Source organism: Nocardioides sp. zg-1308 (assembly GCF_013155375.1).
In the GTDB taxonomy this organism is placed as follows: Bacteria; Actinomycetota; Actinomycetes; order Propionibacteriales; family Nocardioidaceae; genus Nocardioides; species Nocardioides renjunii.
Genome location: NZ_JABJQY010000004.1, coordinates 297407 through 314018, shown reverse-complemented (window position 1 = coordinate 314018; position 16612 = coordinate 297407). Strand labels below are relative to the sequence as shown.

Annotated in this window: 13 protein-coding genes; 7 read left to right on the top strand and 6 right to left on the bottom strand. The window is 72.5% G+C overall.

Going from position 1 to position 16612, the window contains the following annotated elements; all coding sequences use genetic code 11:
• Positions 1-26 precede the first annotated feature (26 nt).
• The 4 genes from HN031_RS16410 (at position 27) to mshC (ending at position 3541) form a co-directional block, all read left to right on the top strand.
• Positions 27-770 (top strand): histidine phosphatase family protein, encoded by a 744-nt coding sequence (locus HN031_RS16410; RefSeq protein WP_172272472.1) that lies wholly within the window; start codon positions 27-29, stop codon positions 768-770.
• 10 nt (positions 771-780) lie between these two features.
• Positions 781-1365, top strand: a complete 585-nt coding sequence (locus tag HN031_RS16405) for a DUF3090 domain-containing protein (protein ID WP_172272469.1) — start codon at positions 781-783, stop codon at positions 1363-1365.
• A complete protein-coding gene (locus HN031_RS16400) occupies positions 1355-2149 on the top strand; it encodes an SCO1664 family protein (protein ID WP_172272466.1) in 795 nt (264 codons plus the stop codon). Before HN031_RS16405 ends, HN031_RS16400 begins: the two co-directional genes overlap by 11 nt.
• 153 nt (positions 2150-2302) lie before the next feature.
• A complete protein-coding gene (mshC, locus tag HN031_RS16395; protein ID WP_172272463.1) occupies positions 2303-3541 on the top strand; it encodes a cysteine--1-D-myo-inosityl 2-amino-2-deoxy-alpha-D-glucopyranoside ligase in 1239 nt (412 codons plus the stop codon).
• A gap of 298 nt (positions 3542-3839) precedes the next feature.
• On the opposite strand, the gene HN031_RS16390 is transcribed toward mshC, so the two are convergent.
• Positions 3840-4685 carry a PAC2 family protein gene (locus tag HN031_RS16390; protein ID WP_172272460.1) on the bottom strand — a complete coding sequence of 282 codons (846 nt, stop codon included), beginning with the start codon at positions 4683-4685 and terminating at the stop codon, positions 3840-3842.
• Positions 4686-4869: 184 nt separating this feature from the next.
• On the opposite strand from HN031_RS16390, the gene metH reads away from it, so the two are divergent.
• On the top strand, positions 4870-8643 hold the full coding sequence (metH, locus tag HN031_RS16385) for a methionine synthase (RefSeq protein ID WP_367650790.1): 3774 nt from the start codon (positions 4870-4872) through the stop codon (positions 8641-8643).
• A 36-nt stretch (positions 8644-8679) separates the two neighbouring features.
• Here the strand turns inward: metH and HN031_RS16380 are convergent, their stop codons facing one another.
• The 4 genes from HN031_RS16380 to HN031_RS16365 all read right to left on the bottom strand — a co-directional run bounded on the left by HN031_RS16380 (position 8680) and on the right by HN031_RS16365 (position 13310).
• Positions 8680-10101: a GntP family permease gene (locus HN031_RS16380; RefSeq protein WP_172272457.1), complete on the bottom strand. Its 1422-nt coding sequence runs from the start codon at positions 10099-10101 to the stop codon at positions 8680-8682.
• Between the two features lie 147 nt (positions 10102-10248).
• The gene (locus tag HN031_RS16375; RefSeq protein WP_172272453.1) at positions 10249-10641 is read right to left on the bottom strand and encodes a phage holin family protein; all 393 of its coding nucleotides are present in this window, start codon (positions 10639-10641) and stop codon (positions 10249-10251) included.
• Positions 10642-10760: 119 nt separating this feature from the next.
• Positions 10761-12458: an alpha/beta-hydrolase family protein gene (locus HN031_RS16370; protein ID WP_172272450.1), complete on the bottom strand. Its 1698-nt coding sequence runs from the start codon at positions 12456-12458 to the stop codon at positions 10761-10763.
• Between the two features lie 9 nt (positions 12459-12467).
• Positions 12468-13310 carry an META domain-containing protein gene (locus HN031_RS16365; protein ID WP_172272447.1) on the bottom strand — a complete coding sequence of 281 codons (843 nt, stop codon included), beginning with the start codon at positions 13308-13310 and terminating at the stop codon, positions 12468-12470.
• 266 nt (positions 13311-13576) lie between these two features.
• Between HN031_RS16365 and HN031_RS16360 the strand changes: the two genes are divergently transcribed.
• Both HN031_RS16360 and HN031_RS16355 read left to right on the top strand, forming a co-directional pair.
• Positions 13577-14080 (top strand): hypothetical protein, encoded by a 504-nt coding sequence (locus HN031_RS16360; protein WP_172272444.1) that lies wholly within the window; start codon positions 13577-13579, stop codon positions 14078-14080.
• Positions 14081-14292: 212 nt separating this feature from the next.
• The gene (locus HN031_RS16355; protein WP_172272441.1) at positions 14293-14796 is read left to right on the top strand and encodes a hypothetical protein; all 504 of its coding nucleotides are present in this window, start codon (positions 14293-14295) and stop codon (positions 14794-14796) included.
• A 15-nt stretch (positions 14797-14811) separates the two neighbouring features.
• Here the strand turns inward: HN031_RS16355 and HN031_RS16350 are convergent, their stop codons facing one another.
• A complete protein-coding gene (locus tag HN031_RS16350; RefSeq protein WP_172272438.1) occupies positions 14812-16611 on the bottom strand; it encodes an SLC13 family permease in 1800 nt (599 codons plus the stop codon).
• Position 16612: the final 1 nt, after the last annotated feature.

Genomic DNA, 16612 nt, shown 5'->3' with positions numbered 1-16612 from the left:
CAGGCTAGTGCCACTAGGGTCGCGCTGTGCCCACTGTGATCCTCGTCCGACACGGCCGCTCGACGGCCAACGCGACCGGCGTCCTGGCCGGTCGGCTGCCCGGCGTGCACCTCGACGAGTCGGGCGTGGCGCAGGCTGCCGCGGTCGGCGAGCGGCTGGCCGGCGTACGCCTCTCCGCCGCGGTCACGAGCCCGCTGGAGCGGTGCCGGGAGACCTGCCGGGAGATCACCTCCCGCCAGGCCGAGCCGCTGCGCGCCACCACCGACCGGCTGCTCTCGGAGTGCGACTACGGCGAGTGGCAGGGCCGCCCGCTCAAGGACCTCGCCAAGGAGAAGCTCTGGAAGACCGTCCAGGCCCAGCCGTCCGCGGCCACGTTCCCCGGCGGGGAGTCGATGCGGGCGATGCAGGACCGGGCGGTCGCCGCCGTACGACGCCACGACGCCCGGGTCGCGGCCGAGCACGGCGAGGACGCGGTCTGGCTCGCCGTCAGCCACGGCGACGTCATCAAGTCGATCCTCGCCGACGCCCTCGGCACCCACCTCGACCTCTTCCAGCGCATCCACGTGGACCCCGCGTCGGTCTCCATCGTGCGCTACACGGAGGCGCGGCCCTTCGTGGTGGGCACCAACACCCACGCCGGGGACCTCTCGTGGCTGACGCCCCCCAAGAAGGCCCGACGCCGCTCGTCGCGTGCCGCCCGCGCCGACGCCGAGGTCGGCGGAGGGGCCGGTCCCGACACCATGACCGGCACGCAGCCAGCCACGCCCTAGGGTGAGTGGCATGCCCGTCGTGCACCGCTTCGACCCGCCCGAGCGCTTCGTCGCCGGCACCGTTGGCGAGCCCGGCCAGCGCACCTTCTTCCTCCAGGCACGCGAGGGCGCCCGGCTGGTCAGCGTCTCGCTGGAGAAGCAGCAGGTGCAGGCGCTCGCCGAGCGGATCGACGAGCTCCTCGACGAGCTGATGCGAGCGGCCGGGGACGAGGTGCTGATCCCGGCCATCGCACCGAGGGACATGGCGGACAGCCAGCCGCTGGAGCAGCCCATCGAGGAGGAGTTCCGCGCCGGCACGATGACCCTCTCGTGGGACGGCGCCGACGAGCGCGTCGTGGTCGAGGTCTTCCCGTTCACCGAGGCGGCCGTGGTCTCGCCCGAGCAGCTGCAGGAGGACCTCGAGGACCTGCTCGAGCCGGAGCCCGAGGAGATCTTCCTGGTCCGCATCACCGCGGCCGCGGCGCGGTCCTTCGTCGAGCGCGCCCGCACCGTCATCGGCGCCGGTCGCCCCGACTGCCCGTTCTGCGGCGAGCCCGTCGATCCCGCCGGGCACCTGTGCGTCCGCGCCAACGGCTTCCGGCGTCGTGACCCCTGACCCTCGCTCCTCGGTCGCCCGGCCCGACGGCTTCCCGACCGGTGAGCTAACGCTGCACGGCCGGGTGCTGCCCGCCAGCAACGCCACCTTCGTCGGCGAGATCGCGGGCGTGCGCGTGGTCTACAAGCCCATCGCGGGGGAGCGGCCGCTGTGGGACTTCCCCGACGGCACCCTCGCCGCCCGCGAGGTCTCGGCGTACGCCGTCTCGGAGGCGCTCGGCTGGGACATCGTCCCGCCCACCGTCCTCGACGACGGGCCGCACGGCCCCGGCATGGTGCAGCTGTGGCGCGACGAGGCCGACGACCAGTCGCCCGTCGACATCGTGGCCGAGGACGAGCTGCCCGCCGGCTTCCGCCACGTCTTCGACGGCCTCGACGCCCACGACCGCGCGGTGTCGCTCATCCACGAGGACACCGCGCCGCTGCGCCGGATGGCGCTCTTCGACGTCGTGGTCAACAACGCCGACCGCAAGGGCGGGCACGTCCTGCCGATGACCGACGGGCACCGGCACGGCGTCGACCACGGGCTGACCTTCCACGTCGAGCACAAGCTGCGCACGGTGCTGTGGGGATTCGTCGGCGAGCCGATCTCCGACGACGAGACGGAGGGCCTGCGCCGGCTGGCCTCCGCCCTCGACGGCGACCTGGGGAGCACCCTCGCCGACCTGCTCGCCGAGGAGGAGGTCGCCGTGACGACCCGGCGGCTGTCCCGGCTGCTGGCCCGCGGGGAGTTCCCCGCGCCCGCCTCGTCGTCGTACCCCGTCATCCCGTGGCCGCCCTTCTGAGACGCGCAGCGACGTCCGAGGACAAGGTCTGCGCGTGGGCGCGGCCAGATCGAGTAGGCCCGCGGGCGACGCACGAGCCCGCGAGAGGCCGGATCGAGATCGAGACGGGCAGCGACGGTCGGAGGCTCACCACCGGCGGATAGGCTGCGCCACATGCGTGCCTGGTCGTCACCCGACGTTCCCCGACTGCCCGTCGCCGGCCCGGTCGTGCGGTTGCACGACACCGCCAGCGGCACCGTGGTGGCGACCAGCCCGGAGGGTCCCGCGCGCATGTACGTCTGCGGCATCACGCCCTACGACGCGACCCACATGGGCCACGCGGCGACCTACGTCGCCTTCGACCTGCTCAACCGGGCCTGGCGCAACGCCGGCCACGAGGTCACCTACGTCCAGAACGTCACCGACGTCGACGACCCGCTTCTCGAGCGTGCCGACAAGGTCAAGATCGACTGGCGCGAGCTCGCCGAGCGGGAGACGCAGCTGTTCCGCGACGACATGGAGGCGCTGCGCGTCCTGCCGCCGGCGCACTACACCGGCGCGGTCGAGTCGATCCCCCAGGTGATCGCGCTCATCCAGCGGCTCGAGGAGGCGGGGGCTGTCTACACGGTCGAGGACGACCTCTACTTCTCCGTGACCGCCGACGACAGCTTCGGCTCGGTGTCCGGCCTCGACCGCGACGCCATGCTGGAGATCTTCGCCGAGCGCGGGGGCGACCCCGACCGCGAGGGCAAGAAGGACCCGCTGGACTGCCTGCTCTGGCGCGCCGAGCGACCGGGCGAGCCCGCATGGGACAGCCCGTGGGGTCCGGGCCGGCCCGGGTGGCACATCGAGTGCTCCGCGATCGCCCTGGACCACCTCGGCACCACCTTCGACGTGCAGGGCGGTGGCAGCGACCTGGTGTTCCCGCACCACGAGATGTCCGCGGGCGAGGCGCAGGTCGCGCACCCGGGCGAGCGCTTCGCGCGGGTCTACGCCCACGCCGGGATGGTGGCCTACGACGGCGAGAAGATGTCGAAGTCCAAGGGCAACCTCGTCTTCGTCTCCGCGCTGCGGATGAGCGAGGTCGACCCGATGGCGATCCGGCTCGTGCTGCTGCGGCACCACTACCGCAGCGACTGGGAATGGACCGACGACCAGCTGTGGGACGCCGTGGACACCCTCGCGACGTGGCGTCGCGCCCTGGCCCTGGGCGCGGGCGCCGACTCGGCGCCGGTGGTCGAGCGGGTGCTCGCCGCGCTGGCCGACGACCTCGACGCCCCGACCGCCGTCGCCGCCGTGCAGGACTGGGTGGAGGCGACCCTCGGCACGACCGGCCTGGCCGACACCTCGGACCGCGAGGCGGCGGCCAAGATCCACCGCCTGCTCGACGCGGCGCTCGGCCTGTCGCTCTGACGTACGCCGTCCCGTGCGTGGGCGGTGAGTGAGGCAGGTTCTGGACGCTGGAAACCTGCGTCACTCACCGCTCGTACGCCGCCCGGGTCGGGGCGGTGAGTGAGGCAGGTTCTGTGCGCTGGAAACCTGCGCCACTCACCGCTCGTACGCCGCCCGAGTCGGAGCGGTGAGTGAGGCATGTTTTTGACGCCGGAAACCTGCGTCACTCACCGCTCGGACGGGCGAACGACGCAGCGGTGCGTGAGCCACGTGTGAGCTCACGACAACGTGGCTCACTCACCGCCCGCCCGAGCAGCCCTCAGTCGGTGTCGCGGCGTTTGAGGTAGCGCTCGAACTCCCGAGCGATCGCCTCGCCGCTGGCCTCGGGGAGGTCGGCGGTGTCGCGGGTCTCCTCGAGCGCGCGGACGTAGTCGGCGACGTCCTCGTCCTCGGCGGCGAGCTCGTCGACGCCCCGCTCCCAGGCCTTGGCGTCGTCGGGCAGGTCGCCCAGCGGCATCGGCGCCTGCAGCAGCTCCTCGAGCTGGCCGAGCAGGGCGAGCGTCGCCTTGGGGCAGGGCGGCTGGGCGACGTAGTGGGGGACCGCCGCCCAGTAGGACACCGCCGGGATGTCGAGCTGCAGGCAGGCGTCGTTGAAGACCCCGACGATGCCGGTCGGCCCCTCGTAGGTGGACTGCTCGAGGTCGAGCCGGTCGACCAGCTCGGGCTCGCTGGCCGTGCCGGTCACCGGGATGGGCCGGGTGTGCGGCGTGTCGGCGAGCAGCGCGCCGAGGGTGACGACGAGCTCGGCCCCGAGGTCGTCGCACGCGGCGAGGAGCTCGGCACAGAACTGGCGCCACTTCATGTTGGGCTCGATGCCGCGCACGAGGATCACGTCCCGGTCCAGCTCGGCGGGCCGCGCCACGGCGATACGGGTCGTGGGCCAGGTCAGGCGGCGGTGCCCGTTGTGGTCGGTGGCGATGACGGGTCGGTTGACCTGGAAGTCGTAGAACTCCTCCGGGTCGATCGCGCCGATCACCTCGGCCTTCCACTGCTCGATCAGGTGGTCGACCAGACCGGACGCCGCGTCGGCAGCGTCGTTCCACCCCTCGAACGCGGCGATCACCACGGGGGAGACCAGGTCCTGCACGTCGTCGAACTCGATCACCTCCCCAGCCTAGGCCTCATCGCCAGCGCGGAGGCGCGACCGGCCCTCCGGAGCGCGTCGTCGTGATTTCGTACGCCGTCCGCGCGAGTGCCACCATGTGGGAACCCAGTCCGCGTGTCGGACGACCTTCCTAGGCTGGCCGTACGCCAGCGAGAGGCTGTCGTCCACGAGAGAGGGCACATCCGTGAAGCCGCAGCACCGCCCCGACGCCACCGACGCGCTGACGTCGATCCTGAGCGAGCGGATCATGGTGCTGGACGGCGCGATGGGCACGGCGATCCAGCGTGACCGCCCGGACGAGGCGGGCTACCGCGGCGAGCGCTTCGCGGACCACCCCAGCGACCTGGTCGGCAACAACGACCTGCTGACGCTCACCCAGCCGCAGCTCATCCGCGCCATCCACGAGGACTACCTGACCGCTGGCGCGGACGTCATCGAGACCAACACGTTCAACGCCAACGCGATCTCGCTGAGCGACTACGGCCTCGAGTCGCTGGCCTACGAGCTCAACTACGAGGCGGCCCGGCTGGCCCGGCTCGCCGCGGACGCCGTCGCGACCGACGACCGGCCGCGCTGGGTGGCCGGCGCGCTAGGGCCGACGACCCGCACCGCGTCCATCTCGCCCGACGTCAACGACCCCGGTGCGCGCAACGTCAGCTTCGACCAGCTCGCCGAGGCCTACCTCGTCGCTGCCCGCGGCCTCGTCGACGGCGGCTCGGACCTGCTGATCATCGAGACGATCTTCGACACCCTCAACGCGAAGGCGGCGATCTTCGCGGTCGAGACGCTCTTCGAGGAGCAGGACCGGCGCTGGCCGGTGATCATCTCCGGCACGATCACCGACGCCTCGGGACGCACCCTCTCGGGCCAGGTCACCGAGGCGTTCTGGGACTCCGTGCGCCACGCGCGGCCCCTGGCCGTGGGCCTCAACTGCGCGCTCGGCGCGCGCGACATGCGCCCCTACGTCGCCGAGCTGTCCCGCCTGGCCGACTCCTTCGTGTCGGTCTACCCCAACGCCGGGCTGCCCAACGCGTTCGGCGAGTACGACGAGACGCCCGACCAGACGGCGGCCGTCTTGGAGGAGTTCGCCGAGGCCGGCTTCCTCAACCTGGTCGGTGGCTGCTGCGGCACCACGCCCGACCACATCGCCGCCATCGCCACGGCCGTCGACGGCAAGGCACGGCGCGAGCCGGTCACCCACCAGCCCGTGATGCGGCTCTCCGGGCTCGAGCCGCTGACGATCACCGAGGAGAGCCTGTTCGTCAACGTCGGTGAGCGCACCAACATCACCGGCTCCGCCCGCTTCCGCAAGCTCATCAAGGACGGCGACTACGACACCGCCCTGACCGTCGCCGCCCAGCAGGTGGAGGCCGGTGCGCAGGTCATCGACGTCAACATGGACGAGGGCATGATCGACGGCGTCGCCGCGATGGACCGCTTCCTCAAGCTCATCGCCGCCGAGCCCGACATCAGCCGCGTGCCGGTGATGGTCGACTCCTCGAAGTGGGAGGTCATCGAGGCCGGCCTCAAGTGCGTCCAGGGCAAGGCGATCGTCAACTCCATCTCCATGAAGGAGGGCGAGGAGGCGTTCCGCGACCACGCCCGGCTGTGCCGCAAGTACGGCGCCGCCGTGGTGGTGATGGCCTTCGACGAGGACGGCCAGGCCGACAACCTCGAGCGCCGCAAGGCGATCTGCGAGCGGGCCTACCGGATCCTCGTCGACGAGGTCGGCTTCCCGCCCGAGGACATCATCTTCGACCCCAACGTGTTCGCGGTCGCGACCGGCATCGAGGAGCACGCCACCTACGGCGAGGACTTCATCGAGGCCACCCGCTGGATCAAGGAGAACCTGCCGGGCGCCAAGGTCAGCGGCGGCATCTCCAACGTGTCCTTCTCCTTCCGCGGCAACAACCCGGTCCGCGAGGCGATCCACGCGGTCTTCCTCTTCCACGCCATCCGGGCCGGGCTCGACATGGGCATCGTCAACGCGGGCGCCCTGGTCGTCTACGACGAGGTCGATGCCGAGCTCCGCGAGCGGATCGAGGACGTGGTCCTCAACCGGCGTCCCGACGCCGCCGAGCGGCTGCTGGAGGTCGCCGAGCGCTTCAACGTCGCCGCCGGCGACGTCGAGGTCGCCGAGGACGAGTGGCGCGCGCTGCCGCTGCGCGAGCGGATCACCCACGCCCTGGTCAAGGGCATCGACGCGCACGTCGAGGCCGACACCGAGGCGCTGCGGTCCGAGATCGCCGAGGCCGGCGGGCGGCCCATCGAGGTCATCGAGGGTCCGCTGATGGACGGCATGAACGTCGTCGGTGACCTGTTCGGGGCCGGGAAGATGTTCCTGCCGCAGGTGGTCAAGAGCGCCCGCGTGATGAAGAAGGCGGTCGCCTACCTCATCCCGTTCATCGAGCAGGAGAAGCTCGACAACCCCGCCCTCGCCACCGCCAAGGACACCAACGGGACCATCGTCATGGCCACCGTGAAGGGCGACGTCCACGACATCGGCAAGAACATCGTCGGCGTGGTCCTCCAGTGCAACAACTACGAGGTCATCGACCTCGGCGTGATGGTGCCGGCACAGAAGATCCTCGACACCGCCGCCGAGGTGGGCGCCGACATCATCGGCCTGTCCGGGCTGATCACGCCCTCGCTCGACGAGATGGTCAACTTCGCCTCGGAGATGCAGCGCCAGGGCCTCGAGATCCCCCTGCTGATCGGCGGCGCGACCACGTCGCGGGCCCACACCGCGGTCAAGGTCGACCCGAAGTACGACGGCCCGGTGGTCTGGGTCAAGGACGCCTCCCGGTCGGTCCCCACCGCCGCGGCGCTGCTGCACGAGACCGGCCGGGCCCGGCTGATGGCCGACGTGCAGGCCGACTTCGACTCGCTGCGCACCCGGCACGCCGCCAAGCACGACCGGCCGATGGTGCCGCTCGAGCAGGCGCGCGCCAACGCCACCCCAGTCGACTGGACCGGCTACGAGCCGCCCGCTCCCGCCGTCCTCGCGCGGCCCGGCTCCGGGGCGGCGGCGGAGGGCAGCCAGGTGACCCGCCACGTGCGGACGCTGCGCGACTACGACCTCGCCACGCTGCGGCCCTACATCGACTGGCAGCCGTTCTTCAACGCCTGGGAGATGAAGGGCGCCTTCCCCGACATCCTCAACAACCCGAGCTCCGGCCAGGCGGCGCGCAAGCTCTACGACGACGCCCAGGCGATGCTCGACCAGATGATCGAGGAGAAGTGGATCCGCGCCCACGGCGTGGTCGGCTTCTTCCCGGCCAGCGCGGTCGGCGACGACGTCGAGGTCTACCTCGACGACGAGCGCAGCGAGGTCCACGCGACGCTGCACCACCTGCGCCAGCAGGGCCAGCACCGCGACGGCGTGCCCAACCGCTCGCTGGCCGACTACGTCGCGCCGAAGGAGACCGGGCTGCGCGACCACGTCGGCGCCTTCGCGGTGACCGCCGGCGACGGCCTGTCCGAGCGGGTGGCGGCGTTCCGCGACGAGCTCGACGACTACAACGCGATCCTCATCGAGTCGCTGGGCGACCGCCTCGCCGAGGCGTTCGCCGAGCGGCTGCACGAGGTCGTCCGCAAGGAGCTGTGGGGCTACGCGCCCGACGAGGACCTCGACAACGTGGGGCTGATCAAGGAGCAGTACGACGGGATCCGCCCCGCGCCGGGCTACCCCGCCTGCCCCGAGCACACCGAGAAGACCACCCTGTGGGAGCTGCTCGACGTCGAGGAGCAGACCGGCATCCGGCTCACCGAGTCGATGGCGATGTGGCCCGGCGCGTCGGTCAGCGGCTTCTACTACTCCCACCCGCAGGCGCAGTACTTCGTCGTGGGCCGCCTCGGCCGTGACCAGGTCGCCGACTACGCCGAGCGCAAGGGCTGGACCCTCGCCGAGGCCGAGCGGTGGCTCTCGCCCAACCTCGGCTACGACCCCGAGGACTGACGACCCCGACGGCTGACGACCCCGAGGACCTCCGGCTCAGGCGACGACGGCCGCCAGCATCACCATCGGCAGCGACACGACGGAGGCGACCGAGGTGACGAGGGTCAGCGTCTTGAGCGTCCCCTTGGTCGAGAGGCCGAGCAGCGACTTGAACATCCAGAAGAAGTTGCTGTTCACCTGGAGGGCGAACATGGCGCCCGACGCGATGGCCAGGCCGATGACGATGGGGGAGATCGTCAGCGAGTCGAGGATCGGCGCGATGATGCCCGCGGCGGTGATGGCGGCGACCGAGACCGACCCGATCGCGAGGTGCAGCACCGCGGCGATGAACCACGCCAGCAGGATGCTCAGGACCACCGGGGCGCCCTCGTCGGCCTGGAAGAGGTCGCCGAGGACCTTGTCGAGCCCGGTCGCCTCGATGACGGCGCCGAGCGACCCGCCCACGCCGGTGATGAGCAGGATCTCGCCCGTGGTGTGGAACCCGTCCTCCATGGCCTCGTTGGTCCGCTCCGAGCCGGCAGACACGCGCGAGAGCGTGTAGGCCCCGAGCAACCCGATGAAGAGCGCCATGTTGGCGTCGCCGAAGAAGGCGATCGCGTCGTTGGACCAGCCGCCGAGCTCGGCGAAGGCGCCGAAGGCGATCAGCAGCAGCGGGACCAGGATCGGGAGCATCAGGACGACGAGCGGCAGGCGGCGTACGCCCTCCTCGCTCTCCGTCGCGGTGGCGGAGGCCTCGGTCTGCGCGAGCGCCTCCTCGGACGTCGACGCCTCGCCGGTGAGGTAGGCCCGGTCGGCGGCCTCCTGCTCCATCATCGCCTCGTCGACCTCCTCGTCGGTCTCGGGCTTCCAGAAGCCACCGGCGTGGAAAAGCAGCCGCATGAGGAGAGTCGAGACGAGGGCCGTGGCGAGGCCGATGACCACGCCGTAGAGGAGCCAGTCGCCGAGCCGGATGTCGAGGAGTCCCGCGATCGAGATGGCGGCGAGGCCCGGGATGACGAACACGTAACCGGCGAAGATGCCGCAGCCCAGGGCGGAGGCGAGCACCGGGAGCCCGATCTTGCCGATGAACGGCGAGGCCGAGCGGGCGACCGGGGCGGCCAGGACGACCTGCACGTCGACGTAGATGGACGGCATGACGACCGCGAGCATCGACGTCAGGGCGTACGGCAGGCGGCCCGCGCCGACGCGCTGGACGAGCTGGCCCACCAGGCGCCGGAACGCGCCGGTGGAGTGCAGCAGGGCCCCGATGAGCACGCCGAAGCCGATGAGGAGGCCGACCTCGGCCATGATCCCGCCGAAGCCGGCCGTGATCGCCTCGATCGTCCCGGCGAACCCGACGCCCGCGGCGAGGCCGAGGTAGAGCGAGCCGAGGATCAGCGAGATCACCGGGTCGATGCGGACCTTGATGATCAAGGCGATGACCAGCAGGATCGCGATGCTGGTGTGGACGGCGACCATTGGCGTGCTCCTTCGGGCCCGAGTGGCCCCTCTGTCTACCGGGACGCAGCCACGATTGGCCAGTGGCGCGCCCGGAGGACGCTCCTCGACCGGCCCCGACCGGCCCCGACCGGCCAGGGCACCCGGGCGCCGAGCCGGGGTGCGGGCTCAGGCGGTCTCGCCGACGGTCGAGCGGTCGAACCGGTCGAGCACCCTCTGGATCGCCCAGCCGAGGGCGACGGAGAACACCGTCACCATGAGGGCGAAGGTCACCGCGGCGACGAAGCCGTCGATGCGAAGGCGCGTCGTGAGCACCGAGGCGAGCCACACGACGCAGCCGTTGACGACCAGCGTCAGGGCCGCGAGGGCCAGCACGTTGTCCGGGCTCGGGAGCCATCGGAGGGCCAGCTGGGCGACGACGTTGGCGGCGGCGATCAGTGCGGCGACCACCAATGCGGAGAGCGGTCCGCCGCGGAAGTCGACGTCGGGCGTGACCCAGGCCGCCAGGACGACGGCGAGGGCGAGGAGCACCCACCGCAGGATGAACGCCACGACGGTCACGAGCCCTCCTCAGCCGGGTGCTGCCGGCGCCCACCGGCACCGGTGGGCAACTCTTCCGACCGGCTCGGGTCGACGACCTCCCCCGATCCGGGGGAGATCGCGCGGGGAGGTCCGGGGCGTCAGCGGTCGATGGGCGCCAGCCGTTCGCGCAGCTGGTCGACCCGGGCACGGTCCCAGCCGGGCGGCTGCACGACGGCGTACCAGGCGTCGAGCGGCTGGGTGCCGTACTTGTGGCCGTGGTCCTCGTCGAAGTCGTTGCTGACGGCCATGTCGACGGCGAGCTGCAGGAAGGTCGTGACCGGGGCCCACTCGATGGCCGGGTTGACCGCCGGGTCGAGCGGCTCCTCGAGCCAGTCCGGCTCGTCGGCGAGGGTGTCCCAGTCCCACCACACGATCGGGTCGTCGCCGTGCTGGAGGAACACCGTGTGGGCGGTGCGCCCCTCGAGGTCGGCGGCGCGGTTGGCGAAGACGTACGACTCGCCGTCACCGACCACGGGAGCGACCTGCCGGGAGCCCGGCTCGCGCACCCGCTCGGCCTCGCGACGCAGCCGCATCGTCTCGGGAGGGCCCACCCACACCGCACCGTCGACCCGCTCACGGCTGTCGGCGAGGGAGTCGAAGACCTGCGAGCCACCGAAGGAGCCCAGGCTCTCGCCGGCGACGTAGAGCCGGGGGCGGTCGTCGCCGAGTGCCGCGAGCCGGGCCTCGACGGCCTCGACGAGGGCGACGGCCGTGTCGCCGGCGGCCGCCGACTCGGAGAGGAACGCCAGCGGGCTGGGCAGGTGGGAGTACTGGACGGTGACGGTGGCGACGTCGCCGTCGTGGAAGTACTCCAGCGGCTGCACCAGCTGCTCGTTGATCCAGCCGGTGCCGGTCGGGATGACCACCAGCAGCGCCTCGCGCTCGAACCCGCCGAAGCGCTCCATCTCCTCCACGGCCAGGTCCACGCGCTCCTCGACGGTGTCCGCGGAGGCGCGGCCGACGAAGACGCGCACCGGCTCGACGACCTCACCGGTCGCGAGCTCCTCGAGGTCTGCGGTCGTCGGCCCGCGGGTGAGGAACCGCCGGCCCTCGCGGCCGGCCTCGTCCCACTGCACCTCGGAGTCCGGGCCACCGGATCGCAGCCGCGACGTCGGGGGCTCGGGAGCACCGCCGAGGTCGCGGTCGCCGAGCGCGAAGGCCGCGTTGAAGCCGTCGAGGGTGCGTTGCAGGACGAGGTTGTTGAGCGAGGCGAGCACCACCCAGCCGACGAGCACCAGCGCCAGCCCTGCGGCGATCCAGGCCGGCAGCAGCCACGTGCCGACCCGCGTGGTGAGGCGCCAGAGGAGCGTGAGCAGTCGTCCGACGGCGAAGAGGACGAGGGCCACCACCGCCGCGAGCAGCAGCGTCCCGCCGAAGACGAGCCAGTACGACGACCGCTCGTAGCCGAGCCGCTCCCAGGTCCACCGGTGGGCCGCCAGCGCGTCGAATGCCGCCCAGGTCGCGTAGGCGATGCTGAGCGCGACCACCGCCACGCGCACCTGGCGGTCCCGGGCCGGGTCGAACGGGTGCCAGGGCCAGTCGAACCGGACCCGGAGCCAGGTGAGCAGCCGGGTCAGCCCGAGCCCGACGGCGTAGCCCAGCGCCAGGGAGATGCCCGTGAGCACCCCCTGGAAGAACCAGGTCCGCGCCAGCAGGGACGGCGCCATCGACTGCCCGACGAACCACGCCGCCAGCACGACGCCGAGCAGGCTCGGACGACGCAGCGCCCGCGACCAGCGCGGCTCGGCCCGAGCAGCGTCGGCCGGGCCGCGGTCGGGCGAGGTCGGCCTCGTCACGGTCGCCACCTACGCCACCTGGAACAGCAGCCCGAAGCCGTCCTTGATGACGAGCAGGACCGCACCGTCGTAGTAGACGGAGTCCGAGCGCCCGTCCACGACGGACAGGACGATGCCCTCGATCGTCCGGTCGGGCTCGCGGCACGCCGTACGCGTCACGGTCGGCGGCGCGAACGAGACCGCGACGCGGTCGACCGTGACCCGGGTGCGCCCGACGTTGCAGCCGGTGTCCAGCCGGGACAGGCCGTCCTGCCCGACCACCAGCCGCGGGGTGCGCACCCGGGAGGGGAGCCGGGACGTCGATTGGTCCGACACCGTGCCCACGACGGACCACGTGCGGCCCAGCAGCGTGTCGAGCGGGACCGGCGGCTCCCGCTCGAGGACGAGCGTGGTGCCGTCGGAGTCCAGGTGCAGGTCGGCGCCGTCCGTGGTCGCGGTGACGCCAGCGGTGAGCAGCTCCGCGAGCCAGGCGTCCTGCGCGGTGACGTCGTCGTCGCACGCCATCATCGTGGCGGCGGGTCCGGCCTCCCAGCTGAGCACCCCGTCCTCGATGGTGTAGGCGCCGAACGACGTGTTGCACCCGCCTGACACCGCCATCGTGTCCCCGTCGAAGGACAGCTGCACCTCTGTGTCCTCGACCAGCTCGCGACCCTCCACCGAGGACGAGACGAAGGAGGCGGCCTCCAGCAGCGCCATGTCGCTCCGCAGCGGCTCGAGCGCGGGGGAGCGGGCCGCGCCGGTCTCGCCGTCGGAGCCACAGCCAGCGAGGAGCCCGGCCGTCGCCAGGACGACCGCTGCGGCGCGCGCACGGAGAGCGCCGGCCGGCCCTCGGCTGTTCGGCGGCCTCGACATGGGTCCTCCTGGGCGTGGGCGGGCGCGTCGGCTGCTGCGACGTCGCCAGCCCACCATCCGCGCGATCGTCCCGCCCTCACGCATTTCGGGTGAAGGACGTCGCCCACGGCCCCGTCGACGGCCCGGGCCGCCGACTGCACGACGGGTCGCCCGAAAATGGTGAGGCTGACGACGGCCGGCATGCCTAGCGTCGAGGCGTTGCCATCCCTCCGACCGAGGGGGCGCCTCGTGTCCGACTCGTTGACCGACGGCAAGCGGAGGAACCCGTGAACAAGGCGTTGCTGAGCTCCCTGACCGAGAAGGAAGCGGCTCTGGTCCGCGAGGCGGACCCTGCCGGCCTGCTCGACCTCGACGAGGACCAGCTGCTCGAGCTGCACGACCGGGTGAGGCGCGAGCGGACGAAGCACCTGAAGGTCTACCGCCGGGGCGCCAGCGCGGCCGTCGCCGACGTCGGCGGCCGCGGGAAGGCGTACGACCGGAACCAGCGTGCCCGCGCCAAGGCGGAGGTCTTCGAGTCCGTGCTGGCCCAGGTCAGCCGGCAGGTCAGCGCAGCGGCGAGGAACGCCGCGCAGGAGCTGCGGGCCGAGCGGATCGCCGAGGCTCGGTCCGCCACCGGCGGCGGACCACCTCGCCCGGCGTCCGCGAGGGACGGGGGTACGCCGATGCCCAGCACCCGGCGCCGCACGACGCGCACGACCGGTGGCCTCAAGAAGGACGCGTCCTCCCGTGCGCAGGGCGCCCGCCGCCAGGTCGCGCGCGACGCGCGCTGAGCACCCGACGGAGGCGACCCCGCCGGAGGCGTGGAGCGGCGCGCGCCGCGAGATCGGTCCCGCAGATCCGCGCGTCGGCTCGCGTCGCGCGAGGGACGCCGCGCACGACCTTCTCCCCGGCCGGTCCCACCGCGAGCGCCGCTGCGCTCACTCGTATCGGGCGAGGTGTCAGGTGCGGCCGGTGGGTACTGATGGGTTCAGAGGTGAACGACATGCCGACGCTGACGGCCTGGTGCTACCGGACGCCCTTCGGGGCGAGGCGGGGCGAGCTGCGCCTGCGCCGGCTGCAGGACGCGGAGGCGCTGGAGGTGCACTGCGCGATCGTCGTCACCTGGGTGCACGGCGCGCACCGACCCCGGACGGCCCACGTGCGCCACCGCGTCCGGACCGAGCTCGACGACCCCGTGACCCTCACCGCGCTGGCGCGGGTGGTCCTCGAGGTGGCGACTTCGGACGCGCCACCCGCGGCCGCGGACGCGGCCGCCGGCCGCCTGCGAGGGACCGGCGTCGACAGCGAGTTCCTCGTCGCCACCGCGCGGCACTTCGTCCCCGGGTGCTCGGTGCTGCTCGTGATGTCGGGCCGGGCGGACCTCGACGTCGTGCGGTCGCTGGTGCAGCGGGGACTCGCGGCCGGCGAGGTGGAGCTGGTGCGGACCGAGCTGGCCGCGGACGGCGTACGGCAGATGGCGGCCCTTCTCGACGCTCCCGATGCGTGAGAGCCGCTCCGCTCCTCAGAGGGGCCAGACCAGCGGGACGACGACCAGTGCGACGACGAACCACCACACCAGGACGGGGAGCCCGAGCTTCCAGTAGTCGCCGAACCGGTAGCCGCCGGGGCTCATGATCATCATGTTGCCGGGCGTCGAGATGGGGGTGAGCAGCGCCGCGCACCCGGCGATCGCGACCGCCATCAGCAGGGGCTTCGCCGACGTCCCCGTCGCCTCGGCCGCGGCCAGGGCGATCGGTACGACGACGAGGACGGTCGCGGTGTTGCTCACCACCTGCCCCAGGACGGCGGTGAGGACGAAGAGTGCGGCCAGCAGGAGGATCGGGCGACCCGAGCCCACCGCGTCGATGAGCAGCGACGCCACCCGGTCGGCCGCCCCGCTGGTGCGGATCGCGGTCGAGAGCGGGATCAGCGCACCCACCAGCACGATCGTCTGCCAGGAGATGCAGCGGTAGGCCTGGGTCACCGAGACGACCCGGAGCAGCACGAGGCTCACGGCGGCGGCCATCCCGGCGATGGCCGGAGGGACCCGGCCCGAGCCGAGCATGGCGACGAGCGCGACCAGCACCAGCACGGCGAGGGTCGCCCTCGGTCCCCAGGCGACGGTCTGGCGACGCACGAGGTCGGGGGAGTCGACCAGCAGCACGTCCCGGTCGCGGTTGAGCCGGTCGAGCGCCGACCAGCGACCGTGCAGGAGGATCGCGTCGCCCTCCGCGAGCTCGATCGGGCCGTCGCCGCGGTCGGTGCCGAGCCGCTGAACGGCCAGGATGATCAGCGCGTTCTCGCGCTTCATGCCCCGGTGCACCCGCTCGCCCACCAGGCGCGAGCGCGGCGGCACGACCACCTCCGCCGCGCCCGCCTCCCGGTTCATCAGCCCCTGCCCGTCGCCGACGCCGACCATGCTGACGGCGAGGCCGTGCTCGAGCGCGAACTGGGTGACGTCATGGGGTGCGCCCGTCACGACGAGGGTGTCGTCGTCGCTGACGGGGCCCAGCACGACCGCGCCCGCGGGGGACTCGGCCGCCACGACGCGTACGCCGTGGTCCGCGCCGAGGCTGCGCGCAGGCCCCTGCCCGACCAGGTCCGAGCGGGAGCGCACGCGCAGGCGGTAGAACCCGTCGGTCACCTGGTACTGGCCCTCGAGGGTCTCCGCCAGGGCGCCGAGGTCGGGGGCGGCGTGCTCGGGTGTCCGTCGCGGGAGCAGGCGCGGCCCGAGGAGCGCGCAGAGCGCCACCGTCCCCACCAGCAGCGGGAGGCCGACGAGGGCGAAGGAGAAGAAGGGGAACGGTCCTTCCCCGGCGTCGCTCGCGGCCTCGGAGATGATCACGTTGACCGGGCTGCTCATCAGCAGCAGCATCCCGCCGGCGCTGCCCGCGAACGCCACGGGCATCAGGAGCCGGGAGGCCGGCATCCCGATGCGGTGCCCGACCAGCACGACCAGCGGCAGGAGCGCGGCCACCGCCCCGTTGAGCGTGATGAGCGACGTGAGCACGGCCGACAGCAGGCACACCGCCACGAGCACCCGGGTGGCGCCGGTGCCGGCGCGCTCGAGCAGGAGGCGGCCCGCCCACGTCGTCACCCCCGTCGAGTCGATGGCCTCGCTCACCACGAAGAGCGTGGCGATGAAGATCACGACGGGATCCCCGAACCCGGCCACGGCCTCCTCAGTGGTGACCAGGCCGGTGGCCCACAGTGCCAGTGCCGCGAGGACGGCCACCACGCCGACCGGGAGCCGGTTCCACACGAAGAGGGCGACGACCAGCCCCAGGACCACCAGCGCCGTGGTCGCGTCGTCCAGCGTCATC

Coding starts and splice junctions, on each gene's coding strand:
- HN031_RS16405 (WP_172272469.1), top strand. CDS start 781: ATGCCCGTCGTGCACCGCTTCGACCCGCCCGAGCGCTTCGTCGCCGGC.
- mshC (WP_172272463.1), top strand. CDS start 2,303: ATGCGTGCCTGGTCGTCACCCGACGTTCCCCGACTGCCCGTCGCCGGC.
- HN031_RS16380 (WP_172272457.1), bottom strand. CDS start 10,101: ATGGTCGCCGTCCACACCAGCATCGCGATCCTGCTGGTCATCGCCTTG.
- HN031_RS16365 (WP_172272447.1), bottom strand. CDS start 13,310: ATGTCGAGGCCGCCGAACAGCCGAGGGCCGGCCGGCGCTCTCCGTGCG.
- HN031_RS16355 (WP_172272441.1), top strand. CDS start 14,293: ATGCCGACGCTGACGGCCTGGTGCTACCGGACGCCCTTCGGGGCGAGG.
- HN031_RS16350 (WP_172272438.1), bottom strand. CDS start 16,611: ATGACGCTGGACGACGCGACCACGGCGCTGGTGGTCCTGGGGCTGGTC.